This window comes from Azoarcus sp. TTM-91, from assembly GCF_012911025.1.
Lineage (GTDB): Bacteria > Pseudomonadota > Gammaproteobacteria > Burkholderiales > Rhodocyclaceae > Azoarcus.
This window is the reverse complement of record NZ_WUEI01000022.1, coordinates 37,600-61,139: the sequence shown is the minus strand read 5'-3', so window position 1 is coordinate 61,139 and position 23,540 is coordinate 37,600. Positions and strand designations below refer to the sequence as shown.

The window sequence follows — 23,540 nt, the reverse complement described above, 5'->3', positions numbered from 1 at the left end:
GCGCTGTCCGGCCGGCGGCCGGCGGGGGCTGAGCCGTTGGCGGCCGCATCTGCCGGCGCTGCGCCGGGGGCGCCTTGAGGGTTCTGGGCACCCCGGGCGCCGGGCGCATGGGTGGCGCCCGGCTTGCCGTTGGCAGCGGCCTCGCCGGACACCCGCACCGACATGCCGTCGCGCAGGCGGTCGGTGCCTTCGGTGACCACCCGCTCGCCAGCGGCCACGCCTTCGCGCAGCTCCACCTTCTCACCCTGGCTCTCGCCCACCTTCACCGCCCGCTTGGCCACCTTGTTGCCTTCGCCCAGCAGGTACACATAGGTGCCGCTGTCGTCGCGCTGCAGGGCGCTGCTGGGAACGATGACGGCATCTTTCAGCTGCAGTGCGTGCAGCCGCACGTTGACGAACTGGTTGGGGAAGAGGGCGTTGTCGGCGTTGTCGAACACTGCCTTCAGCTTGAAGGTGCCGGTGGTGGTGTCGATCTGGTTGTCCAGGGTGGCGAGGCGGCCGGTGGCCAGCTTGTTCTGGCGGTTGCGGTCGAAGGCCTGCACCGCCACCTGGCCGCCTTCGGCCAGGCGCCGGCGTACCGCCTGCAGCTGGTACTCCGGCAAGCTGAAGACCACGGTGATCGGCCGGGTCTGGGTGATCACCACCAACGGATCGGTATCGCCGCTGGTGACCAGGTTGCCGACGTCCACCTTGCGCAGGCCGAGACGGCCGGCGATGGGCGCGCGCACCTCGGTGAACTCCAGGTTGAGGCGGGCATCATCCACCTGGGCGCGGCTGTTCTCCACCGTGCCCTGGCGCTGGCGCACCAGCGCCTCCTGGGTGTCCAGCGTCTGCTTGGCCACCGAGTCCTCGGCGTAAAGGCTGCGGTAGCGCTCCACGTCCAGCTCGGCGTTGCGCAGCTGGGCCTCGTTCTCTTTCAGCGTGCCCTCGGCCTGGGCCAGCGCGGCGCGGTAGGGGCGCGGGTCGATCTGCGCCAGCACCTCGCCGGCCTTCACCTCCTGGCCTTCCTCGAACAGTACCTTGGCGAGCTGGCCGCTCACCCGGGCACGCACGTCCACCGTGTTGTAGGCGGTGACCGTGCCCAGGGCGTCGAAGTAGAGATTGAGGTCGGTCTTCTCGGCGGCGGTCGCGCTCACCAGGAAGCTCATGCCCATCATGCCCATCGGCGGACCGCTGCGGGGGCCACCGGGTCCGCCCGGGCCACCAGGCCCCATCATCTGTGCGCCGCCTCCGGTGGAGCGGGTCACGATCAGGGCGACGGCGAGGGCGACGATGATCAGGATCAGCACGGCGATGAGCCAGCCGCGGCGGGAAGTGCTGGGCGAAGCGGGGATATTCATGGATGGGGAGGCTGGAAAGGCGGCAGAGGGAGGAATTTGGGGAATCGGGGGAGGCGGCTGGCGGCCACGTTAATTGGGGCTCCGGCACCGCGCCAAGTGGATTAACTGTTATTTACCCGGCGCCGCATGGTACTGCCGCCCGAAGGTGCGTGACACGGCGGCCTTGTACCGCTGTGTAGCGGTATCATGGAGACCGCATTGCAACATAGGCGGGCGACAGCCCCGCCCGACGGAGAGCAATTCATGGGCGAGATCGATTCCCGGCGGCAGGCCTTCCGCAACGCCATGGCACGCCTGGCGGCGGCGGTTAACGTGGTCGTCACCAACGGCCCGGCTGGCCGCTGCGGCCTGACCGCCACCGCGGTGTGCTCGGTCAGCGACGATCCTCCCACCCTGCTGGTGTGCATCAACCGCGACAGCGCGCTCAACGCGGTGTTCAAGACCAACGGCGTGGTCGGGGTGAACGTGCTGAGCCACGAGCATGAGCAGACCGCCAAGGTTTTCGCCGGCATGACCGGCGTACCGATGGAGGAGCGCTTCGACCGCGCCCACTGGAGCGAGGACGTGGAAGCTGGGCTGCCGGTGCTGCGCGGCGCGCTGGCGACGCTGGAAGGCCGGGTGTCGCAAGTGGCGGAAGTGGGTACCCACTCGGTGCTGTTCATCGAGATCGAGCGCATAGACACCGGCCCGGCCGGCGATGCGCTGGTGTATTTCGAACGCAGCTTCCTGTCGCCCCAGCCTATCGTGCTGGCGGCCTGAGCGAGAAGCGCCGCGGCGGCTCCTGCGGCGCACGCAGTACGAGACGGATCCCGGGGAAGCGGCACCGCGCGGTCCCCGCTGCTTCCCCGGCAGCCCCCATACCAATAACGCCGGCGGCCCCAGGCCGCAGCGGCTTGAGCAGGAGACAGCTTGGCTTCCCCGCATCCCGATGCTTCCCCCGCCGGTACCCGCCCCTGGCCGGCGCCGGTACGCGCGCTCGCCCACCCGAATTTCCGCTTCTACTTCTTCGGCCAGGCGATCTCCATCCTCGGCTCCTGGATACAGCAGGTGGCGCTCGCCTGGCTGGTCTACCGGCTTACCGGCTCGGCGGCGCTGCTGGGCCTCACCACCTTCGCCGCGCTGGTGCCGCAGCTGCTGGTGGGCCCCTTCGCCGGCGCCTGGATAGACCGCCGCGACAAGCGCCGGCTGCTGATCGCGGTGCAGGGCATCCTCGGCCTGCAGGCGTTGCTGCTGGCGGTGCTGACGGCGATGGACGCCATCGGCCCGACGCTGATCATCGCCATGTCGGTCGCGCTCGGCGTGCTCAATGCCTTCGATACGCCGCTGCGGCAGTCGCTGATCAACAGCTTCGTCGGCAGCAAGGCGGATCTGCCCAATGCGCTGGCGCTCAACGCCATGCTGTTCAATTCGGGCCGCTTCATCGGCCCGCCGGTGGCCGGCCTGCTGCTGGCCTTGAGCTCCGAAGCGGTGTGCTTCGCCCTCAACGGCGTCTCCTTCCTGGCGCTGATGGCCGGCGTGGCGGCGACGCGGCCGGCGCCCACCGCTCGCGCCAGCGGCTCGGTCGGCCGGGTGTTCCGCGAGGGGCTGGAGTACGCCTGGACCAACTGGTCGGTGCGCATGCTGATCTTCGCGTTGGCGATGGTGAATCTCACCGCCTCCAGCTACGCGGTGCTGCTGCCCATCTTCGCCAAGGACGTGTTCGGCGGCGACGCCCAGACCCTGGGCTGGCTATGGGGCGCGGCCGGCGCCGGCGCCTTCGCCGCCACCTTGTTCATGGCGGTGCGGCGCAGCGTGCCCGGGCTGGTCAAGGTCATCATCGTCGGCGGCGCCGGGCTGAGCGCGCTGGCGGTGCTGGCCTTCGCCTGGAACCGGGAGGTGCCGCTGGCGATGCTGGCGATGGCTGGCGTCGGCTTCGGCATCTCGCTGTGCAACGTCGGCGTAAACGTCTTGCTGCAGAGTCGGGCGCCGGATCATCTGCGCGGCCGGGTGGTGTCCTTCTTCAGCTCCACCCGCTACGGCGCGGATGCCATCGGCGGCCTGCTGGCCGGCTTGCTCGCGGCCCAGATCGGCGCGCGGGCGACCATACTGGTCGAGGGCGTGGTGCTGGTGCTGTTCTTCCTGTGGGCGCTGCGGCTGATTCCGCGGCTGCGCAGCGAGGTGGCCGCCAGCCTGCCCGGGCACTGAGCATGCGCCGCCGGGCCGCTCGCCGGCGGGTGGCGCACATGCAAGCCCGCACTCGCGGTAGCATCGGCCCGGTGTGTTCGACGCCGGGCATGCCGCCAGCGAGGCCCACGAAGCCTTTCCGCTTTTCCTTTTCACCCAGATACCGGAGCTCCGCATGAAGTACGGCGAATTCGATTCCGCCTCCCTGATGTACATCACCAACCGCCCCGAAATCCTGTTCGAGCGAGGCGAGGGATCCTGGTTGTTCGATTCGCAGGGCAAGGCTTATCTCGACTTCGTGCAGGGCTGGGCGGTGAACTGCCTGGGCCACTCGCCGGCGGTGATCCGCGACGCGGTGGTGAAGCAGGTGAATACCTTGATCAACCCCAGCCCGGCCTTCTACAACGGCCCGATGATAGAGCTGGCCGGCCTGCTGACCGCCCATTGCTCGCTGGACCGCGTGTTCTTCGCCAACAGCGGCGCCGAGGCCAATGAAGGTGCGATCAAGCTGGCGCGCAAGTGGGGCCGGCTGCACCGCGGCGGCGCCTACGAGATCATCACCTTCGACCACTCCTTCCACGGCCGCACGCTGGCGACCATGTCCGCCTCCGGCAAGGCCGGCTGGGACACGCTGTTCGCGCCGCAGGTGCCGGGCTTCCCGAAGGCGGCGCTGAACGACATCGACTCGGTGGCGGCGCTGATCGGCCCGAACACGGTGGCGGTGATGCTGGAGCCGGTGCAGGGCGAGGGCGGCGTGATTCCGGCGACGCCGGAATTCCTGCAGGCGCTGCGCAAGCTCACCCGCGAGAACAACATCCTGCTGATCGTGGACGAGGTGCAGTCCGGCATGGGCCGCACTGGCCGCCTGTTCGCCCACCAGCATGCCGGCATCGAGCCGGACATCATGACGTTGGGCAAGGGCATAGGCGGCGGCGTGCCGCTGTCCGCACTGCTCGCCACCGAGGCGGTGAGCTGCTTCGAGCCGGGCGACCAGGGCGGCACCTACAACGGCAACCCGCTGATGAGCGCGGCCGGCGTGGCGGTGATGCGCACGCTGATCGCGCCGGGTTTCATGGACGAAGTGCTGGCCCGCGGCGAGTACCTGGCCGCCCGCCTGCGCGAACTGGTGGCACGCCACGGCCTGGTGGGCGAGCGCGGCTTCGGCCTGCTGCGCGCCTTGGTGCTGGACAGCGACCGCGCCCCGGCCATCGTTAAGGCGGCGCTGGAAGGTTCGCCCACCGGCCTGCTGCTGAACGCGCCGCGCCCCAACCTGCTGCGCTTCATGCCGTCGCTGACGGTGAGCGAGGCGGAGATCGACCAGATGACTGCCATGCTGGATGCGCTGTTGAAGGCCTGAGGCGCTTCGCCTGCCGTTTGCGGGCAGGCGGGGAAGGAAGGAAAAAAGCCCCGCGGGCCGTCATGGTCCGCGGGGCTTTTTGCTGGGCGCAGGCCGGGCTCAGTCCTGCAGCGCGGCGGCGTGGTGCCGCAGGTGGTCCTCGATGAAGCTGGCGATGAAGTAGTAGCTGTGGTCGTAGCCCGGCTGCAGCCGCAGCGTCAGCGGATGGCCGGCTTCGGCGCAGGCGGCTTCGAGGTCGGCCGGCTTCAGCTGTTCGGCGAGGAAGCCGTCCGCCTCGCCCTGGTCCACCAGCAGCGGCAGCCGCTCCACGCCTTCCGGCAGGGCGGCGATCAGCTCGCAGGCATCCCAGGCTTTCCAGCTCTGCCGGTCGGCGCCGAGATAGCGCGAGAAAGCCTTCTCGCCCCAGGGGCAGGCGGTGGGATGGCTGATGGGTGCGAAGGCGGACACCGAGCGGTAGCGGCCCGGGTTCTTCAGCGCCGACACCAGCGCGCCGTGGCCGCCCATGGAGTGGCCGGCAATGGCGCGGGCGTCGGTGACCGGGAAGTTGGCCTCCACCAGCGAGGGCAGCTCGGCGACCACATAGTCGTACATGCGGTAATGGACGTTCCACGGCGCCTGGGTGGCGTTGACGTAGAAGCCGGCACCGTGGCCGAAGTCCCAGCTGCCGTCCGGGTCGCCCGGCACGTCGGTGCCGCGCGGGCTGGTGTCCGGCGCGACGATGGCGATGCCGAGTTCCGCCGCCACCCGCTGGGCGCCGGCCTTCTGCATGAAGTTCTCGTCGCTGCAGGTGAGGCCGGAGAGCCAGTACAGCACCGGCACCGGACCTTCCTCCGCCTGAGGCGGCAAGTAAATGGCGAACACCATGTCGCAGCCCAGGGCGGCGGAGCGGTGGCGGAAGCGCTTGTGCCAGCCACCGAAGCTGCGGTTGGCGGCGACCTGTTCGAGGGAAGCGGACAGCGTCATGGCCGGGCTCAGTAGATGATGACCGAGCGGATGCTCTTGCCTTCGTGCATCAGGTCGAAGGCGTGGTTGATGTCCTCCAGGCCCATGCGGTGGGTGATGAAGGTGTCGAGCGGGATTTCGCCCGTCTGCGCCTTGGCCACGTAGCTGGGCAACTCGGTACGGCCACGCACGCCGCCGAAGGCGGAGCCGCGCCATACCCGGCCGGTGACCAGCTGGAACGGACGGGTGGAGATCTCTTGGCCGGCGCCGGCCACGCCGATGATGATGGATTCGCCCCAGCCCTTGTGGCAGCACTCCAGCGCGGAGCGCATCACCTGGGTGTTGCCGATGCACTCGAAGGAGTAATCCACACCGCCGTCGGTGAGGTCGACGATGACCTCCTGGATGGGGCGGTCGTAATCCTTCGGGTTGACGAAGTCGGTGGCACCCAACTGCTTGGCGATCTCGAACTTGGCCGGATTCACATCCACCGCGACGATGCGCGAGGCCTTGGCCATGACCGCGCCGATGATGGCCGACAGGCCGATGCCGCCAAGGCCGAACACGGCGACGGTGGCGCCGGCTTCGACCTTGGCGGTGTTCAGCACCGCGCCGATGCCGGTGGTGACGCCGCAGCCCAGCAGGCAGACCTTGTCCAGCGGCGCTTCCTTCTGGATCTTGGCCACCGAGATTTCCGGCAGCACGGTGTATTCGGAGAAGGTGGAGGTGCCCATGTAGTGGTATATGGGCTGGCCGTCCTTGGAGAAGCGGCTGCTGCCGTCCGGCATCAAGCCCTTGCCTTGGGTGCTGCGGATGGCCTGGCAGAGGTTGGTCTTGCCGGACAGGCAGAACTTGCACTTGCCGCATTCCGGCGTGTACAGCGGAATGACGTGATCGCCGACCGCGACCGAGGTCACGCCCTCGCCGATGGCTTCGACGATGCCGCCGCCTTCATGGCCGAGGATGGCCGGGAAGATGCCTTCCGGATCGGCGCCGGACAGGGTGAAGGCATCGGTATGGCAGACGCCGGTGGCGACGATGCGCACCAGCACCTCGCCCGCCTTGGGCGGGGCAACATCGACTTCGGTGATTTCGAGCGGCTTGCCAGCGGCCCAGGCGACGGCGGCGCGGGATTTGATCATGTCTTGTTCTCCTTGGAATCGAGCAGGCTCGTTAGCGGGGCGAGGCCGAGCCGTATGGCAGCGCGGCGGGGCAAAAGTTTGTCCGGGATGCGGGAGGACGGGGACGTCCGGGGAATCCGGAAGCTAGCCCGGCATTCTAGAAAAACGCCGAGGCTGGGATAATCCGGGCTTCGGAAAAATATTGTTGTTCATTGGCAATAATGAGCCTGGATCGCTGGGAAGGCCTGGATGCCTTCGTCGCCGTGGCCGACTGCGGCCGCTTCGCCACCGCCGCCGAGCGGCTGGGGGTTTCGACCTCGCACATCAGCCGCCAGATCGCCCGCCTGGAAGAGCGGCTGCAGACGCGGCTGTTCTACCGCAGCACCCGGCGGGTGACGCTGACCGAAACCGGCCAGACCTTCCTGCTGCACTGCCGCCGCCTGCAGGACGGCTTCGACGAGGCCCGCCGCGCGGTGCAGGACCTCGGTGGCACGCCCAAGGGCCTGCTGCGCCTGACCTGCGCGGTGACCTACGGCGAGCGCTTCGTCGTGCCGCTGGTGAATGACTTCGTCGAGCGCTATCCCGAGCTGAAAGTGGAGATAGACCTGACCAACCGGGCGCTGGACATCGTGCACGAGGGCTACGACCTCGCCATCCGCCTCGGCCGGCTGGCCGACTCCAGCCTGGTGGCGACCCGGATCGCGCCGCGGGTGATGTATCTGTGCGCGGCGCCCTCCTACCTCGCACGTCGCGGAGAGCCGGTGCATCCGTCCGATCTGGCCGCCCACAATTGCCTCATCGGCAGTTCGGATACCTGGAGTTTCCTGGTCGAGGGCAAGGAGCAGTTCATCCGGGTGCAGGGCAACTGGCGCTGCAACAGCGGCCAGGCGGTGCTGGACGCCGCCCTGCGCGGCTTCGGCCTCGCACAGCTGCCGGATTACTACGTGCTGGAGCACTTCCGCCGCGGCAATCTGCGCATCCTGCTGCCTGCTTTCCAGCCGCCGCACACCGCGGTGTGGGCTTTGTTCCCGCAGCAGCGCCACCTCTCGCCCAAGGTGCGGCTGCTGGTGGATCACCTGCGGGAAGGACTGGCGGGGCGGCCGGAGTACCGGGAAGGTGGCGGGGCGGCCTGACGCTGCCGGCGGGTTCTCTGCCTATTGCCGATAGAGCGAGGGCAGCCGCGTTGTCCCGGTAACGTTGACGTTAACGTCACCATTGCTATGGTGCTTTTAAACCGATGGCGACCGGGAGTGCGACAAATGGACATCGATGGCCGGGTAATCGTGGTAACCGGTGCAGGCTCTGGCCTGGGCGCGGCAACGGCGAGCGTGCTGGCACAGGCGGGGGCGCGACTGCTGCTGGCGGACATCGACCGGGAGCGCGGCGAGGCGGTGGCCGCCGAACTGGGGCAGGGCGCGCGCTTCGTCCGGGTGGATGTCAGCGACGAGGCCAGCGCCCGCGGCGCCTTCGAGCAGGCACGCCAGCATTTCGGCGTGGTGCATGGGCTGGTGAATTGCGCCGGCATCGCGCCTGCGGAAAAGGTGCTGGGGCGCGAGGGGCCGCATGGACTGGCATCGTTCGCGCGCACGCTATCGGTCAACCTCGTCGGCAGCTTCAACATGCTGCGGCTGGCCGCGGAGGCGATGTCGGGCAACGAGCCGGATGCGGGCGGGGAGCGTGGCGTCATCGTCAACACCGCCTCGGTCTCGGCCTACGATGGCCAGGTCGGGCAGGTGGCCTATGCGGCGTCCAAGGCTGGCATCGTCGGCCTCACGCTGCCGGCGGCGCGGGAGCTGTCGCGCTACGGCATCCGGGTGATGACCATCGCGCCGGGCATCATGGAGACGCCCATGCTGGCCGGTATGCCGGAGGAGGTGCAGGCCTCGCTGGGCCGCATGGTGCCTTTCCCGCAGCGCCTGGGGCGGCCGGCGGAATTCGCCGCGCTGGTGCGGCACATCTTCGAGAATTCCTATCTCAACGGTGAGGTGATCCGCCTGGATGGCGCCATCCGCATGGCGCCGAAGTAGGCCGGGCGATTGCGGCGAGGCTTGTCCTCGCGCAATTGGTGGGGTAGGGGAAATGTGCTACAAGAGCGCCTTCCCACGCATGACCGGGCGGGCGCCTTTGCTCGCTGCGAGCCCTGGCGATGACCACAGCCGAACTCTCCCCCGTCGCGGCCGACCGCGATTGTTATCACTGCGGCCTCCCCATTCCGGAGGAGGCCCATCACTACGTGAAGATCGAAGGCCGGCAGCGGCGCATGTGCTGCGTCGGCTGCGAGGCGGTGGCGCAGTCCATCGTCGACAACGGCCTCACCGACTACTACCGCCACCGCGACGCCATGCCGGAGAGCCGCCGCGAGGCGATGCCGCCGGAGCTGCAGGAACTTGGCCTGTTCGATCACCCGGATTTCCAGAAGAGCTTCGTGCGGCCGGTGGGCGAGCATGAGCGCGAGGCCTCGCTGATCCTCGAAGGCATCACCTGCGCGGCCTGTGTGTGGCTGAACGAGCGCCATGTGGCAAAGCAGCCCGGTGTGTCCGCCATCGAGATCAACTACGCCACGCGGCGGGCGCGGGTGCGCTGGGACGAGCGTCAGATCAAACTGTCGGACATCCTGGGCGCGGTGCAGGCCATCGGCTACCGCGCTTATCCCTACGACGCCGAGCGCTCCGAGCAGGTCGCACACCGCGAGCGCCGCTCCATGCTGTGGCGGGTTTTCGTCGCCGGCTTCGGCATGATGCAAGTCATGATGTACGCCGTTCCCGCCTACCTGGCGGGCGAGGGCGACATGACGCCGGACATCGCCCTGATGATGCGCTGGGCCAGCCTGCTGCTGACCCTGCCAGTGGTGCTCTACTCCGCGGCGCCCTTCTTCCAGCGCGCGCTACGCGACATCCGTCTGCGCCGGCTGGGCATGGACGTGCCGGTCGCCCTGGGCGTGGGCAGCGCCTTCGCCGCCAGCGTCTGGGCGACATTGACCGACGGCCCCGAGGTCTACTTCGACTCGGTGACCATGTTCGTCTTCTTCCTTCTCGGCGGCCGCTACCTGGAGATGCTGGCGCGGCAGAAGGCAGTGCGGGGCGTCGAGGAAATGGGCAAGGTGTTGCCGGCTTTCGCCGAGCGGATCACGGCCTGGCCGGCAGCGGCGGCGGAGCGGGTGCCGGTATCGCAATTGGTGCCGGGCGACCTGGTGCGGGTGCGTCCGGGCGAAGTGATTCCCGCGGACGGCGTCGTGGTGGACGGGCGCGGCTCGGTCAACGAGGCATTGTTGACCGGCGAGAGCCGGCCGGTGACGAAGGAGGGCGATGCGCTGCTGACTGGCGGGAGCATCAACATCTCCAGCCCGTTGGTGTTCCGGGTCGAGCAGGTGGGCGAGGAAACCCGCCTGGCGGCCATACGGCGCCTGATGGAACGGGCGGCTACCGAGAAGCCGAAGATTGCGGCGGTCTCCGACAGGGTGGCGGTGGTATTCATCATCGTCCTGCTGCTGCTCGCGGTTGTGACGGGTGTGGCCTGGTACTTCATCGATCCGCAGCGGGCGCTGTGGGTCTTCGTCTCGGTACTGGTGGTGGCCTGCCCCTGCGCGCTGTCCCTGGCGACGCCGACCGCGCTGACGGTCGGCACCGATGCCCTGGCGCGGCTGGGCGTGCTGGTGACCCGGGGGCACGCCATCGAAACCCTGGCAAAGGCCAATCACTTCGTATTCGACAAGACCGGCACCCTGACCTACGGTCGAATGACTCTGGAAGAGGTTCTGCCTCTTGCGTCCCCTGGCGAGGTGGAGCTCAAGGCGTGGGCCGCAGCCCTGGAACAGGGCTCGGAGCATCCGGTGGCAGAAGGCCTGCGTCAGGCCGCGGAGAAGCGGGCGCTGCCCACGGTACGCGCTTCCGAAGCGCATACCGGCGGAGGCGTCTATGGTGAGATCGAAGGTCGGGGGTTGTGGTTGGGGCGACCGGATTTTGTTGCGGGTTACATAAGTCTTCCCCTTCCCGCCGAACTGGATGCGATGGTGCAAAAGGGCGGAACCGTGGTGGCGCTGGGGGCCGCTGACCAATGGCTGGCATTGTTCCGGCTGGCGGACGTTGCCCGTATCGAGGCTGAGGGCCTGCTGCGCCAGTTGCTAGCGGAGCATGCCGGTGTAACGGTACTTTCCGGTGATGCGCCTGCTGTCACTCAGGCGCTGGCTGGCAGCATAGGTATAGAGGATGCTCACGGTGGCCTGACGCCGCAGGGCAAACAGGATTATCTCGCCGCCCTGCAGCAGAAGCCGGGGGTGGTAGTTGCAATGGTCGGCGATGGGGTCAACGACGCACCGGTTCTGGCGCAGGCGCATGTCTCGGTTGCGATGGGGGGCGGCACCGATCTCGCGCGGAACCAAGCGGACATCGTGCTGTTGAACGAGAACCTGGGGCAGCTCGGCCGGGGCATCGTGCTTTCCAGGAAAACCTTGCGCATCATCCGGCAGAACCTCTGGTGGTCCTTTGCCTACAACTTCACCTCAGTACCATTGGCAATGCTCGGCTTGGTAACGCCTTGGATGGCAGGCATCGGCATGGCCGGCAGCTCTCTCCTCGTCGTGGTAAATGCGATGAGACTACAGCGATTGCCGCGCACCTGACCATAAGAGATACCGATGGAAAGCCTTTACCTTCTCGTACCCCTGTCTGTCTTGCTCGTGTTCGCCATTGGCATCCTGTTCTGGTGGTCTTTGCGACATGGCCAGTTCGACGATCTGGAAGGCCCGGCCTATCGCCTGCTTCTAGATGACAAGGATGAGTTGCCTGTGGACTCGAGCCGGCAGAGCGGCGAGAATACCCCTTCGCCCAAAATTGGTGCATCCCAAGACGACAGGGGAAACCAGTGAGACAGGGGACTGGAAAGTTGTTTGATCTAAGTCAAAGCGTTTTCCGGCCACGACGTCATACTGCACACATGGTTTTCGACGGACCCAAAGTGCTAGGCACCGCGGGGGCGTCAGCAAGGTATCAAGTCTCTCTGTTGGGGTTGGGGGTGCGTCACAAGCGCACCCTTTTTTTTGTTCACGCCTTGCCCCGACCCTGCGTCCGAATGTCTTCAAAAGCCAATGCCGGCGCGCTTTTCTGCACCGCGGCGGTGCAATACAATGTTGATCTGTATCAAATTGAGTAGCCTGCTGCGGCGTATTCTTGCCGCGACGATGCCGGGGCTGCGCCTCGAGGTCGAAAAGGCTTTACGCAGGGGTTTTTAAACTAAGAGGTGACTCACATGCAATCGCAAGCGACTTATAACTACAAAGTCGTGCGCCAGTTCGCCATCATGACGGTGGTGTGGGGCATCGTGGGCATGCTGGTTGGCGTCATTGCCGCAGCACAGCTCGTGTGGCCCGAACTGAACGTTCTCGAGTGGTTGGGTTATGGGCGGCTTCGTCCGCTGCATACCAATGCGGTAATTTTCGCTTTCGGCGGCTGTGCGCTGTTTGCGACTTCCTATTATGTCGTTCAGCGTACCAGCCACACATCGCTGTTTGCCCCGTGGCTGGCTAGCTTCACCTTCTGGGGCTGGCAACTGGTTATTCTGCTTGCCGTCGTTACGCTTCCGCTGGGCCTGACGTCCGGTAAGGAGTATGCAGAGCTGGAGTGGCCGATTGACATCCTGATCGCTGTGGTTTGGGTGTCCTATGCGGTTGTTTTTTTTGGAACGATCGCAAAGCGCAAGGTTTCCCACATCTATGTGGCGAACTGGTTCTACGGCGCATTCATCCTGGCGGTTGCTCTGCTGCATATCGTCAATAGTGCTGCAATCCCTGTCAGCATGACTAAGTCCTACTCGGCCTATGCAGGCGTGCAGGATGCGATGATCCAGTGGTGGTACGGGCACAACGCGGTGGGCTTCTTTCTGACTGCAGGCTTCCTTGGCATGATGTATTACTTTGTGCCGAAGCAAGCCGAGCGCCCGGTCTATTCCTATCGCCTGTCGGTGGTTCACTTCTGGGCGCTGATCTTCACCTACATGTGGGCTGGTCCGCACCACCTGCATTACACCGCCCTGCCTGACTGGACCCAGTCTGTCGGGATGCTTTTCTCTCTGATCCTGCTGGCACCGTCCTGGGGTGGCATGATCAATGGCATCATGACTTTGTCTGGCGCCTGGCACAAACTGCGTACTGATCCGATCCTCAAGTTCCTGATCACTGCGCTTTCGTTTTACGGCATGTCGACCTTCGAAGGCCCCATGATGTCGGTGAAGACGGTGAATGCGCTGTCTCACTACACGGACTGGACTGTTGGCCATGTGCACTCTGGCGCGCTGGGTTGGGTGGCGATGATTTCGATCGGCTCGGTGTACTTCCTGCTGCCGCGTCTCTATGGCAAGACCGAGATGTACAGCGTCAAGCTCATCAATGCGCATTTCTGGGTGGCGACCATCGGTGTGGTGCTCTACATCGCCTCCATGTGGATTGCTGGTGTGATGCAAGGTCTGATGTGGCGCGCCACCAATGCCGATGGCACCCTCACCTACTCCTTCGTGGAAGGTGTGAAGGCAAGCTATCCGTTCTGGACGATCCGATTGGTCGGTGGTCTGCTCTTCCTCTTCGGCATGCTGATCATGTTCTACAACATGGTTAAGACCATCGCCGGCCAAAAGGCGTACGACGCGCCCGTCCTGACCCCCGCGCACGCCTAACCGGAGATATTCAAGATGGCTGCAAAAACGAAGCACGAGCTCATTGAGCGCAGCGTTTTCCTGATGATCGTCCTTACGCTGCTCACCATCAGCGTCGGCGGCTTGGTGGAAATCGTTCCGCTGTTCTTCCAGAAGTCCACCACCAGTGCGATCGACCAGAAGGGCAATCAGTTGGATGTGAAGCCGTATGAGCCTTTGCGTCTGGTCGGGCGGGATATTTACATCCGGGAAGGCTGCTACAACTGCCATTCGCAGATGGTCCGTCCGTTCCGCGCGGAGACGGAGCGTTACGGTCACTACTCTGTCGCGGGTGAGTCCATCTATGACCATCCGTTCCAGTGGGGCTCCAAACGCACCGGTCCGGATCTGGCCCGTGTCGGTGGTCGCTACTCCGACGAGTGGCAGCGCGCCCACCTGCGTAATCCCCGCGACGTCGTGCCGGAATCGAACATGCCGGCCTATCCCTGGCTGGATCGTCCGGCGAAGGTGGATGACATCGAAGCCAAGATGCATGCTCTCAACAAAGTTGGTCTGCACAAGTACAGCGAAGAGGAAATCGCGGGTGCGCGTGCAGCGGTCGAGGGCAAGACCGAACTGGATGCGGTGGTTGCCTATCTGCAGGGCCTGGGCCTGGCGCTGAAGAACGTTAGGTAAAGACTCTGAAGGGGAATGTGCGGTGGAACATATCAACGAGTTCCGTAGCTTGCTTACGGTGCTGGGCTTTCTCTGCTTCCTGGGAATTTGTGTATGGGCTTACAGCAAGCATGCAAAGTCCGGGTTCGATGAGGCCGCACGTCTGCCCCTGACCGATGACGATCCGCCGGCTGAGAAGGGCCGGCAAGGACAAGAAGGGAAAACAAATGGCTGACTTTGTTAGCAGTTTCTGGAACGTGTACGTGATGGGCCTAGTCGCCCTGAGCTTGCTGTTCTGTGTATTCATCCTCGCTTCGAACATGACCAAGCGAGAAGAGGGGCCTGTACAACTGCACGGCCACGTCTGGGACGAGACGATTGCCGAGTACAACAACCCTCTGCCCAAGTGGTGGCTCTATCTCGCTTGGGCGACGGTGATTTTCTCTATCGGCTATCTGGTCGTATTCCCTGGCTTTGGTAACCGCCAAGGTATTTTCCAGTGGAGTGCGATTGGTCAGTACGAAAGCGAGGTCGCCAAGGCCGACGAGCGTTATGCACCCATTTTCAATAAGTATCTGGAGCAAGACCTCCTGACGGTGGCTGCAGATCCGGAGGCTAATGCAATGGGGCAGCGCATGTTCCTGACCTATTGCGCGCAGTGCCACGGCTCCGCCGCGCAGGGCGCAAAAGGTTTCCCGAACCTGACCGACGATGAGTGGCTGCACGGTGGTGAGCCGGATGTAGTCAAGACGACCATCCTCGGTGGTCGCATGGGCGTGATGCCGCCGTTCGGTCCCGCGCTCGGTGCTGAGGGCGTTAAGGACGTGGCTAACTATGTGCGATCGCTTTCCGGCTTAGCCAACGATTCGCTGCGTGCCCAACGCGGGCAGGAACTCTTTGCCCAGAACTGCGTGGCTTGCCACGGTGCCGAAGGCAAGGGCAATCAGGCTCTGGGCGCTCCGGACCTGACGAACAAGTCCTGGCTGTATGGCTCCTCTGAGGCCACCATCATTGAGACGGTGACCAATGGTCGGGTCAATCAGATGCCTGCCTTCAAGGAATTCCTCGGCGAGGCCAAGGTCCACCTGCTTGCTGCCTATGTGCTCAGCCTGAACAAGAAGTAAGGCTGCATCCGGCTCCCCGGGGGTAACCCCGGGGTCTTTCTTCCTTAAATAATAAGAATCCACTAATAAGCCGATTATGACCAGTACAAAGCCTGATACGAAGTCAGGGCAGGGTGCCGACTCCCCATCTTCCGGTTCCTCCCTGTTTGCCGCCCGGCAAAAAGTCTACGCTCGCTCGGTTAGCGGAAATTTTGCGCGCTGGCGTTGGGCTCTGGTCTGGTTTACCCAGCTACTGTTTTACGGTCTGCCTTGGCTGACCTGGAATGATCGGCAAGCTGTGCTGTTTCATCTTAGTGAACGTAAGTTCTACATCTTTGGCTGGGTATTCTGGCCTCAGGATGTTTTCTTTCTAGCGATACTGCTGATTATTTCCGCGTACGCCCTGTTCTTCTTCACCGCGATTGCCGGCCGTCTGTGGTGTGGTTACGCCTGTCCCCAGACGGTTTATACCGAAATCTTCATGTGGATAGAGGAGAAGATCGAGGGTGACCGCGCGAAGAGGATGAAACTCGACAAGCAGCTCTTGAATCCACGGAAGCTTGGGATCAAGGTTCTGAAGTACGTGGTTTGGGGAGGCGTCGCCCTTTGGACGGGCTTCACTTTCGTTTCCTACTTCTCGCCGCTGCATGAGTTGCTCGCTTCTGTTTCAACTTTTGCATTCGGGCCGTGGGAATTGTTCTGGATTCTCTTCTACGGTGGCTTCACATACCTCTTCGCCGGAGTGATGCGGGAGCAGGTATGCAAGTACATGTGCCCCTATGCACGTTTTCAGGGAGTCATGTTTGATCCTGACACCTTGGTCATTACCTATGATGAAGAGCGTGGCGAGCCTCGTGGCGCGCGTAGGAAGGGGGTTGAGCCGAGCTCTGTCGGCAAGGGGGATTGTGTCGACTGCGGCATTTGCGTCCAGGTCTGCCCCACCGGTATTGATATACGCCAGGGTCTTCAGTATGAATGCATAGGCTGCGCCGCTTGCATTGATGCCTGTAATGACGTCATGGACAAGATGAGCTATCCACGCGGTTTGATCCGCTACTCCACCGAGAACGCAGTGAAGCTGCACTGGGGGCGGAAGGATATCTTCAACCATGTCCTGCGGCCCCGGACTTTGATTTATGGCGGCATTCTTGCTGCCGTGTCGCTTGCTTTCGTCTGGGGGCTGGCGATTCGGGAACCGTTAAGGGTGGATGTGATCCGAGACCGTGCATCTCTCGCGCGAGAAGTGGATGATGGAGAGATCGAGAATGTGTACCGTCTGCAGGTCATGAACATGACTGAGCGTAGTCGTATATTCGAGTTCGGGGTGACGGGCTTGAAGGATGTGCGAATCGAAGGTACGCAGAAAGTCGAGGTTGGACCCGCGGCGATCCAGTCGGTAACGCTTTTGGTCCGTGCCCCAGCTGAATCGGGCAGGCCGGGTGCAAATGAAATGTACTTTGAGATTCATGCAGTCGATGACCCTGGGCTTCGACTCCGTGAGAAATCCACTTTTCTGTTTCCGGATTGACGAATGAACGCAGCATTGAATGACAAGTCTCCTCTCCCTTGGTACAAGCAAGGGTGGCCTTGGTTTCTGATAGCATTGCCTGCGACCGCAGTCGTGGCTGGGGCGATTACTTTTGTGATCGCGGTCAAAACCTGGGATGGGCTTGTAGTGGATGATTACTACAAGGAAGGGCGAGCTATAGTAAAAACCATTGGACGGACAGAGCATGCTAGGGAGTTGGGGTTGTCGGCGAAGCTGAACATCCGTACCGATGTATTGAGAATTGAGATCAATGACACTGATCTCAAAGATATCCCCCAGAAGGTGCTTGTCTCCATTACTCATCCTACGCGAGAGGGGGCAGACCAACATCTGGTCCTTAGTGGGGATGGTGGTGTCTTCGAGGGGGCGATGTCGCCTCTAGCGACAGGGCGCTGGTTGTTCCAAATAGAAGATGAGTCCCGAACTTGGCGTTTGAACGGGGCCGCTTATCTCCCGACGGAGACGGAAGTAAGGATAGATCCATCTGATTCCTAAATCGTCCCTAGAAGGAGGTTCACCATGGCTTGGAGTGAATTGCTGCGTACCGATACCGGCTTGCTCAGCCTCTTTACGATTGGCTTCGTAGTGGTGATGGGTGTTTATATCTACCGTTTTGCCTCACGGCATATCGCGGAAGATGAGGAGAGAGCGAAAGCCAGTCATCAATGACCCTCTTGGAATGAGGAGGTGGTGATGCGCAAGTGCTTGCAGGTCCTGTGGCCATCGTTCATGGTGGCTGCGCTGGCGGAAATGGTGTTCTTCATGGTCATTGATCCTCAAGAACTCTTTCTCTTTGGCGAACCGGTCTACTACTCACCACTAACGACATACTCGATCGGATTTTTTGGTTTCTGGCTGATTTGCGCTGCTTCGAGCCTGACTACCATTTTCCTTCAGCGTAGTGCGGTGGAGTTGAACCATCACTCAGAGCAGACCTAGAGGAAATGCTTCGCCATAGAAAAGGCCGCCCATAACCGGGCGGCCTTTTTCTTTCAGGCTTAGGTCTGCATTGCCCGTCCGCTATTTTCTGGATTTGCGCACGGCTGGAGCAATTGGCGCGTTTTGATTGCGGAAGGCAATGCAGAGCTGCTGTCGCAGGCTATCGATAGACGAGCACCGGGGTCTTGCTGTGGGTAAGAACCTTCTGCGTCTCGCTACCGAGAAGCAGGCCTGCAATACCTTTGCGTCCGTGAGAGGCCATGAAAACCAGGTCGCAACCATGTCGATCTGCTGCTTCTATGATTGCCTCATAGGGAACTTCGCTGACGACAGTGTCGGTGGCACTGACGACGGCTTCAGCGCTCGCCGCGGCCGTGGCTCGTTCAAGGATGCGGGCTGCTTCCTGGCTTGCTGCTTTGGCGAACTGTTCTGGAGTGGTGGGGTCGATCAGAGCACCCTCCCCATAAATGGGCATCGGGAAATCTGGTTGAGCGTAGAAGAAGGTGATTCGGGCGCCAGCATCTTTGGCAAAGGAAACCGCCCGCGAAACGGTGCTTTCGGAGAGGGGCGAACCATCCGTAGGTACAAGGATGTGTTTGAACATTTGGAGACTCCCTTTGGGTGACTTCGGTAACTAATTATAGCTGTCCAGCGTGGTGTGCTGCGCTGATGGAGGTCAAGGGTTCGTCGTGACTCTCAACGATGAGTTGCTAGAATGTATTTTGCATCTTGTGTATCCGTGATCTGACTGTTAACCGACGTCCACATTGGGTGCGTACGAATACCTGTTGCAGGACCTATTCCTTTGGAGGTGTCATGGAAAGATTAAGTGCTGACAACGAAAAAGAGGTGAGCAGTGACGCCTCCCATGCTTATGACGTTCCCGAAAACCCCGCGGAAATTCTCCACCGGGCGCTAGGGGAGTATCACCGATTGCTCGAAGGTAGTTGGGATCCGCTGGGAATGATGGCACCCATCATTCATGCCCAATTGGCGTGGGTGGCTCATCCTCAGGAACTTGTCGAGAGGAGCGTCAGGCTCTCTTCCGATCTCTGGCGCTTGCAATGGCATACCCTCGCGAGGGTGATGGGGCAGGTCAGCGAGGATCCGGTAAAACCTAATCCAGATGACAATCGTTTCGCTGATCCTGTCTGGACGGAGTCACCGACCTGGGATCTTGCTAAGGAGTGGTATCTTGCTTTCACTCACCACATGCAGGACATGCTTTACGACACCCCCGGGCTGGGAAGCCAGGAGCGCAGAAAGGCAGCCTTTTGGTGGCGGAAATGGCTGAATGCGGTGGCGCCGACCAACAGTCTTTGGACGAATCCGGTCGCGCTTCGTAAGGCAGTGGAGTCCAGAGGTGAGAGCCTCGCATGCGGTTTGCGGAACTTTCTGGATGACATGCACGCCGGTGATATCCGGATGACGGACCCTGACGATTTCAGGGTGGGGGAGAACCTTGCTACGACTCCAGGAGCTGTGGTTTTCCGCAATCAGCTTCTCGAGGTGATTCACTACGGGGCCACTCAGACAAAAATCCATGCTGAGCCGGTTGTTATTGTGACGCCTTGGATCAATAAATTCTATGTCCTGGATTTGACCCAGAAGAAAAGCATGGTGCGTTTTCTACTGGATCAGGGGTTGGATGTTTTCATTACCAGTTGGAAAAACCCAGACGCGTCGATGCGCAACGTCTCATTCGATGATTATTTGAGTGAAGGCATCCATGAACTGGTCGAAACGGCAAGGAAGTTCACCGGAGCCAAACAGGTTCACGCGGTTGGTTACTGCATAGGTGGAACCGCACTTTCCATGTATATGGCATGGTCGGCACGGCGTTTCCCCGAGAAAGAGCAGCCTGTCGCCGATTGGACCCTTTTTGCCACCCTGGTGGATTTCCGGAGGCCTGGCGATATCGAGGTCTTCATCGATGAGAGCAGCATTCGCTACTTGACTGAAAGCATGGCCCGGACCGGCTATCTGGATGGCAAGCAGATGGCAGCGGCATTCAGACTGCTGCGCTCCAACAGTCTGATTTGGCACTACGTGGTGCACGGCTGGTTGTATGGAGAAAAGCCACAGCCTTTTGATGTCCTTTACTGGAACATGGATATCACCCGTATGCCCGAGGTGATGCATGCCTGGTATCTGCGCGAGTTGTATCTACACAACCGGCTGATAAAGAAGGACTCTCTGTTCGTGGCTGGCGAGAGGCTGGATCTGGGGCAGGTCAAGCAGCCTCTTTATGCGGTGGGGGCAGAGGACGACCATATTGCGCCCTGGCAGGAGACCTTCCGGATCAATAGCCACGTCTCTGGGTCGAAGCGCTATATCCTGTCGAGTTCTGGGCACATCTTAGGTATCGTAAACCCCGTAGTTACGCCCCCAAAGAGACGTTTTCGGGCAGCGGATGTCGAGCGGGGCGAGACCGTGGAAGAGTGGAAGGCGAAAGCGTCGAAATGGGAGGGCAGTTGGTGGGAAGACTGGATGGCTTGGTTAAAGCCCAAGGCGGGAGAATTGGTGGACGCCCGCATGGCTGCGACGAAAGCATTCCCTGCGCTGGCGGCGGCTCCTGGCGATTATGTGCAGGAGAGATAAGCAGGGCGTCAAATGACTGAGGTGCCCTACGTTTTCCGCCTTCCAACGGGTCGCTCTCAGGCTACCGGTATTCCCCCGGCAAATAGGGGCGCTCAGAAGTAGAATTTTTTCGGATCGAGGGAGTTCTACAAGATGAAGACATCGAGGTTTTCAGACAGCCGGATCATCGCCGCGCTCAAGCAGGCGGAGGCTGGCAAGCCGGTTCCGGAGCTGTGCCGGGAGCACGGCATCAGCTCGGCGACGTTCTACAAGTGGCGGGCCAAGTTTGGTGGCATGGATGCGTCGCTCATGGCGCGGCTCAAGGAGCTCGAAGCGGAGAACGCTCGGTTCAAGAAGATGTATGCAGAAGAACGGCTGAAGGCGGAGATCGTCAACGAGGCCCTCGAAAAAAAAGTGGTGAGCCATCTCGCCGGCGCGAGATGGCTCACCAAGCCGTGCAGCAGCGCGGCGCGAGCATACGCGTGGCGTGTGCGGCATTCGGGATCAGCGAGACCTGCTATCGCTACCAGGCGAAGTGCTCGGCCGAGAATGCCGAGATCGCCGATCACTTGATCCGCCTGACCCACAACCAGCGCAACTGGGGCTTTGGCCTGTGCTTCTTATACCTGCGAAACGTGAAGGGCTACCGCTGGAATCACAAGCGGGTGTATCGGATCTATCGCGAGCTCGAGCTCAATCTACGCATCAAGCCGCGAAAGCGGATCGTGCGCGAGAAGCCCGAACCGCTGGCGGTGCCCGAGGCGATCAATCAGTGCTGGACGATGGACTTCATGCACGATCAGCTGGCCGATGGGCGCAGTTTCCGGCTGCTCAACATCATTGATGACTTCAACCGCGAAGCGCTCGCCATGGACATCGATCTGTCCTTGCCCGCAGAGCGGGTCGTGCGCGCGCTCGAACAGGTGATCGAATGGCGAGGCAAGCCAACGGCGATCCGCAGCGACAACGGACCGGAGTATGTCGGCAAGATGCTGACCGAGTGGGCACAGAAGAACGGCGTTCGGCTCGATTACATCCAGCCCGGAAAGCCGCAGCAAAACGCCTACGTCGAGCGCTTCAACCGCACCGTACGCTACGACTGGCTCGGTCACTACCTGTTCGAGTCGATCGCCGAGGTCCAGGATTACGCTACCCGCTGGCTCTGGCTCTACAATCACGAGCGCCCCAACATGGCCTTGGGCGGCATCACCCTAAAGCAGCGGCTGGCCATGGCCGCATAGCTCTACTTCTGGCTGCCCCTGAAAATGGGGGATTACCCGTGCCGCCCGCCTGCCAGGCTCGAAAGCTGCTTTGGCTCACCGGCAGGGCGTCGCACAGGACCGGCAACGGGAAGGATCTGCGCTGCTTCTCGATCCAGGCATATTTCACAGCCGCTCCTTCGCGAAATATGCCGTCGCTTTTTTTAGGATCTCATTTTCCATCTCGAGGCGCGCTACCTGGGCGCGCAACTGCGACAGCTCCATCTGCTCGGCTGTGATCTGCTTGGCGCCGGCCGGATTGAGCTTGCCCGCCTTCGCCGCCTTGACCCAGTTGCGTCGCGTCTGTTCGACCAGCCCCAGCTCTTCCGCGGCTCGGGCGATGCTGCCGATCTCGTCGGCTCGCTTGGCCGCCTGCTCCTTGAACTCGGCCGTGTATTCCTGCTTCGGGATGCGTTTCACGTCGTTCTTCCTCCCGTTGCGTCGAACGTACGACGACTACGTTGGAAGACGAAATTCGTGGGGCTGCTCATCCACCGTGCGCACCGGATTCGCCGCCAACAATCTCGCCATCGTTCGCCACATCGTGATGAACCTGCTTCGCCTGAATACGCCGCGCAAGGGCAGCACCAAGACCAAGCGGATGCTGGCCGCTACCTCGGATGCGTTCCGTGCCGAATTGCTCGAATTCATGATATGAGGGTGCGATTGCCCTGGGGGAAATGTGCTTAGCTATCTGACTATCAAGCATATCCACGTTACGTGTGTTGTGCTGAGTGGTGCGGGCTTTGTCTTAAGAGGCCTTTGGATGGTAATGGGCAGCGGGTTGTCGCGATCTCGCCTGGCTCGAGTCATTCCGCACGTTGTCGATACGGTCCTGCTTGCCAGTGCGGTTTGGTTGGCGTTTGCCAGCCATCAATATCCATTCAGAGACAGCTGGCTTACCGCAAAGCTGAGTGGTTTGGTGCTCTACATAATTCTGGGTGCGTTTGCCCTACGGCGTGGACGAACAAAGGGCCAGCGTGTGCTGGCCCTTGTTATGGCTTTGATGGTTTTTGGCTGGATTATTTCAGTGGCGCTAAGCCGTCAGCCTCTGGGTTTTCTAGATGTTCTTCTGTAAGACGCGATGCTGCGGGCTACCGTCCGGGATTCCTATCAGCGTCCGCAGGGTTGGTGCTGAATCAGGCGCTTGAGGCCGGCGTTATCCAAGATACGAATGTGTTTTTGTTGGACGGCAACGAAGCCCTCGTCCTGGAAGCGCGAGAAAGCGCGGGAAACCGTTTCCAGCTTCAGACCCAGGTACGAGCCGATTTCTTCACGCGTCATTCGCAGGTGAAACTCGGCTGCCGAGAATCCCCGAGCGGTGAAGCGCTGAGACATATTGAGCAGGAAGGCTGCCAGCCGTTCTTCTGCCCGCATTGAGCCGAGCAGCATCATGACACCATGATCACGTACAATCTCCCGGCTCATCACCTTATGAAACTGGTGCTGCAGCCCTTCAACCTCACGTGATAGCTCCTCCAGCTTGGCGTATGCAATCACGCAGACTTCGCTGTCCTCAAGCGCGATCGCATTGCAGGAGTGCAACTCGGTGCTTATGCCGTCCAGTCCGAGGATTTCTCCAGTCATCTGGAAGCCCGTGACCTGCTCGCGACCATCTTCAAGCAAGACGTCGGTTTTGAATGAGCCGGCCCGAATCGCATAGATGGCTTCGAAGGGATCGCCGGCACGGTAAAGATTCTGCTGCCGCTTGATTTTGCGGCGAGCACCGACCAGCTCGTCCAGCCGGTCGAGCTCGTTCTCCGACATGCCGAAGGGCAGACAGAGCTCCACCAGATTGCACTGCGAGCACGCTGTCTTTAACCCGGCTACCGTTACCGGTACCGTTGCCTTCATTTGCACAATAAACTCGCTCCGTCTCCGGCTAGCGGAT

At 62.1% G+C, this 23,540-nt stretch carries 23 protein-coding genes and 2 pseudogenes; 19 read left to right on the top strand and 6 right to left on the bottom strand.

The features are described from left to right. Positions 1 to 1,340, bottom strand: a 1,340-nt coding sequence (locus GRF61_RS08980; protein WP_169150319.1) for an MdtA/MuxA family multidrug efflux RND transporter periplasmic adaptor subunit, incomplete at its 3' end; no start/stop codon positions are given. Positions 1,341 to 1,583: 243 nt separating this feature from the next. Between GRF61_RS08980 and GRF61_RS08975 the strand changes: the two genes are divergently transcribed. The 3 genes from GRF61_RS08975 (at position 1,584) to GRF61_RS08965 (ending at position 4,860) form a co-directional block, all read left to right on the top strand. After that, positions 1,584 to 2,099, top strand: coding sequence for a flavin reductase (locus GRF61_RS08975; protein WP_169150318.1), 516 nt, complete (start codon positions 1,584 to 1,586; stop codon positions 2,097 to 2,099). Between the two features lie 150 nt (positions 2,100 to 2,249). Continuing rightward, positions 2,250 to 3,524 (top strand): MFS transporter, encoded by a 1,275-nt coding sequence (locus GRF61_RS08970; protein ID WP_169150317.1) that lies wholly within the window; start codon positions 2,250 to 2,252, stop codon positions 3,522 to 3,524. A 154-nt stretch (positions 3,525 to 3,678) separates the two neighbouring features. Beyond that, the gene (locus tag GRF61_RS08965) at positions 3,679 to 4,860 is read left to right on the top strand and encodes an acetylornithine transaminase (RefSeq protein WP_169150316.1); all 1,182 of its coding nucleotides are present in this window, start codon (positions 3,679 to 3,681) and stop codon (positions 4,858 to 4,860) included. A gap of 99 nt (positions 4,861 to 4,959) precedes the next feature. Here GRF61_RS08965 and fghA read toward each other — a convergent pair whose 3' ends face one another. Beyond that, positions 4,960 to 5,823, bottom strand: a complete 864-nt coding sequence (fghA, locus tag GRF61_RS08960) for an S-formylglutathione hydrolase (RefSeq protein ID WP_169150315.1) — start codon at positions 5,821 to 5,823, stop codon at positions 4,960 to 4,962. Between the two features lie 8 nt (positions 5,824 to 5,831). Beyond that, the gene (locus GRF61_RS08955) at positions 5,832 to 6,944 is read right to left on the bottom strand and encodes an S-(hydroxymethyl)glutathione dehydrogenase/class III alcohol dehydrogenase (protein ID WP_169150314.1); all 1,113 of its coding nucleotides are present in this window, start codon (positions 6,942 to 6,944) and stop codon (positions 5,832 to 5,834) included. A 200-nt stretch (positions 6,945 to 7,144) separates the two neighbouring features. On the opposite strand from GRF61_RS08955, the gene GRF61_RS08950 reads away from it, so the two are divergent. The 12 genes from GRF61_RS08950 to GRF61_RS08895 all read left to right on the top strand — a co-directional run bounded on the left by GRF61_RS08950 (position 7,145) and on the right by GRF61_RS08895 (position 17,810). Beyond that, on the top strand, positions 7,145 to 8,056 hold the full coding sequence (locus GRF61_RS08950; protein ID WP_282447159.1) for a LysR substrate-binding domain-containing protein: 912 nt from the start codon (positions 7,145 to 7,147) through the stop codon (positions 8,054 to 8,056). Positions 8,057 to 8,182: 126 nt separating this feature from the next. Beyond that, on the top strand, positions 8,183 to 8,950 hold the full coding sequence (locus GRF61_RS08945) for a 3-hydroxyacyl-CoA dehydrogenase (protein ID WP_169150313.1): 768 nt from the start codon (positions 8,183 to 8,185) through the stop codon (positions 8,948 to 8,950). Positions 8,951 to 9,069: 119 nt separating this feature from the next. Next, positions 9,070 to 11,541 carry a heavy metal translocating P-type ATPase gene (locus GRF61_RS08940; RefSeq protein WP_169150312.1) on the top strand — a complete coding sequence of 824 codons (2,472 nt, stop codon included), beginning with the start codon at positions 9,070 to 9,072 and terminating at the stop codon, positions 11,539 to 11,541. A gap of 15 nt (positions 11,542 to 11,556) precedes the next feature. Then, positions 11,557 to 11,787, top strand: a complete 231-nt coding sequence (gene ccoS, locus GRF61_RS08935) for a cbb3-type cytochrome oxidase assembly protein CcoS (protein WP_169150311.1) — start codon at positions 11,557 to 11,559, stop codon at positions 11,785 to 11,787. Positions 11,788 to 12,167: 380 nt separating this feature from the next. After that, positions 12,168 to 13,586, top strand: a complete 1,419-nt coding sequence (gene ccoN, locus GRF61_RS08930; RefSeq protein ID WP_169150310.1) for a cytochrome-c oxidase, cbb3-type subunit I — start codon at positions 12,168 to 12,170, stop codon at positions 13,584 to 13,586. Between the two features lie 15 nt (positions 13,587 to 13,601). Beyond that, complete coding sequence (gene ccoO, locus GRF61_RS08925) at positions 13,602 to 14,240, top strand: cytochrome-c oxidase, cbb3-type subunit II (RefSeq protein WP_169150309.1); 639 nt, start codon at positions 13,602 to 13,604, stop codon at positions 14,238 to 14,240. 22 nt (positions 14,241 to 14,262) lie between these two features. Continuing rightward, the gene (locus tag GRF61_RS08920) at positions 14,263 to 14,454 is read left to right on the top strand and encodes a cbb3-type cytochrome c oxidase subunit 3 (RefSeq protein WP_348982370.1); all 192 of its coding nucleotides are present in this window, start codon (positions 14,263 to 14,265) and stop codon (positions 14,452 to 14,454) included. Further along, on the top strand, positions 14,447 to 15,343 hold the full coding sequence (gene ccoP / locus GRF61_RS08915) for a cytochrome-c oxidase, cbb3-type subunit III (protein WP_169150308.1): 897 nt from the start codon (positions 14,447 to 14,449) through the stop codon (positions 15,341 to 15,343). The genes GRF61_RS08920 and ccoP overlap by 8 nt, the downstream gene beginning before the upstream one ends. 76 nt (positions 15,344 to 15,419) lie before the next feature. After that, positions 15,420 to 16,850 (top strand): cytochrome c oxidase accessory protein CcoG, encoded by a 1,431-nt coding sequence (gene ccoG / locus GRF61_RS08910; RefSeq protein ID WP_169150307.1) that lies wholly within the window; start codon positions 15,420 to 15,422, stop codon positions 16,848 to 16,850. A gap of 3 nt (positions 16,851 to 16,853) precedes the next feature. Continuing rightward, positions 16,854 to 17,366 (top strand): FixH family protein, encoded by a 513-nt coding sequence (locus tag GRF61_RS08905; protein ID WP_169150306.1) that lies wholly within the window; start codon positions 16,854 to 16,856, stop codon positions 17,364 to 17,366. A 24-nt stretch (positions 17,367 to 17,390) separates the two neighbouring features. After that, a complete protein-coding gene (locus GRF61_RS08900) occupies positions 17,391 to 17,540 on the top strand; it encodes a DUF3149 domain-containing protein (protein WP_169150305.1) in 150 nt (49 codons plus the stop codon). 24 nt (positions 17,541 to 17,564) lie between these two features. Then, positions 17,565 to 17,810, top strand: coding sequence for a hypothetical protein (locus GRF61_RS08895; protein ID WP_169150304.1), 246 nt, complete (start codon positions 17,565 to 17,567; stop codon positions 17,808 to 17,810). A 160-nt stretch (positions 17,811 to 17,970) separates the two neighbouring features. Here GRF61_RS08895 and GRF61_RS08890 read toward each other — a convergent pair whose 3' ends face one another. Then, positions 17,971 to 18,414 (bottom strand): universal stress protein, encoded by a 444-nt coding sequence (locus GRF61_RS08890; protein ID WP_169150303.1) that lies wholly within the window; start codon positions 18,412 to 18,414, stop codon positions 17,971 to 17,973. 359 nt (positions 18,415 to 18,773) lie between these two features. Between GRF61_RS08890 and GRF61_RS08885 the strand changes: the two genes are divergently transcribed. Together GRF61_RS08885 and GRF61_RS08880 are read left to right on the top strand one after the other, a co-directional pair. Beyond that, positions 18,774 to 20,411 carry an alpha/beta fold hydrolase gene (locus tag GRF61_RS08885; RefSeq protein ID WP_169150324.1) on the top strand — a complete coding sequence of 546 codons (1,638 nt, stop codon included), beginning with the start codon at positions 18,774 to 18,776 and terminating at the stop codon, positions 20,409 to 20,411. A 132-nt stretch (positions 20,412 to 20,543) separates the two neighbouring features. Then, a protein-coding gene (locus GRF61_RS08880; protein WP_169150302.1) for an IS3 family transposase occupies positions 20,544 to 21,631 on the top strand; the annotation gives its coding sequence in 2 pieces (ribosomal slippage) (positions 20,544 to 20,811 and positions 20,811 to 21,631; 1,089 coding nt in all). A gap of 40 nt (positions 21,632 to 21,671) precedes the next feature. Here the strand turns inward: GRF61_RS08880 and GRF61_RS08875 are convergent. Then, positions 21,672 to 22,069: pseudogene (locus GRF61_RS08875) on the bottom strand (transposase); the annotation flags it as partial. 70 nt (positions 22,070 to 22,139) lie between these two features. On the opposite strand from GRF61_RS08875, the pseudogene GRF61_RS08870 reads away from it, so the two are divergent. Next, positions 22,140 to 22,307 (top strand): annotated as a pseudogene (locus tag GRF61_RS08870) (ISAs1 family transposase); the annotation flags it as partial. Positions 22,308 to 22,331: 24 nt separating this feature from the next. Further along, entirely contained in the window at positions 22,332 to 22,727 is a 396-nt protein-coding gene (locus GRF61_RS08865) for a SirB2 family protein (RefSeq protein WP_348982369.1), read from the top strand. A gap of 35 nt (positions 22,728 to 22,762) precedes the next feature. Here the strand turns inward: GRF61_RS08865 and fnr are convergent, their stop codons facing one another. After that, complete coding sequence (gene fnr / locus GRF61_RS08860; RefSeq protein WP_169150300.1) at positions 22,763 to 23,503, bottom strand: fumarate/nitrate reduction transcriptional regulator Fnr; 741 nt, start codon at positions 23,501 to 23,503, stop codon at positions 22,763 to 22,765. Positions 23,504 to 23,540 lie beyond the last annotated feature (37 nt).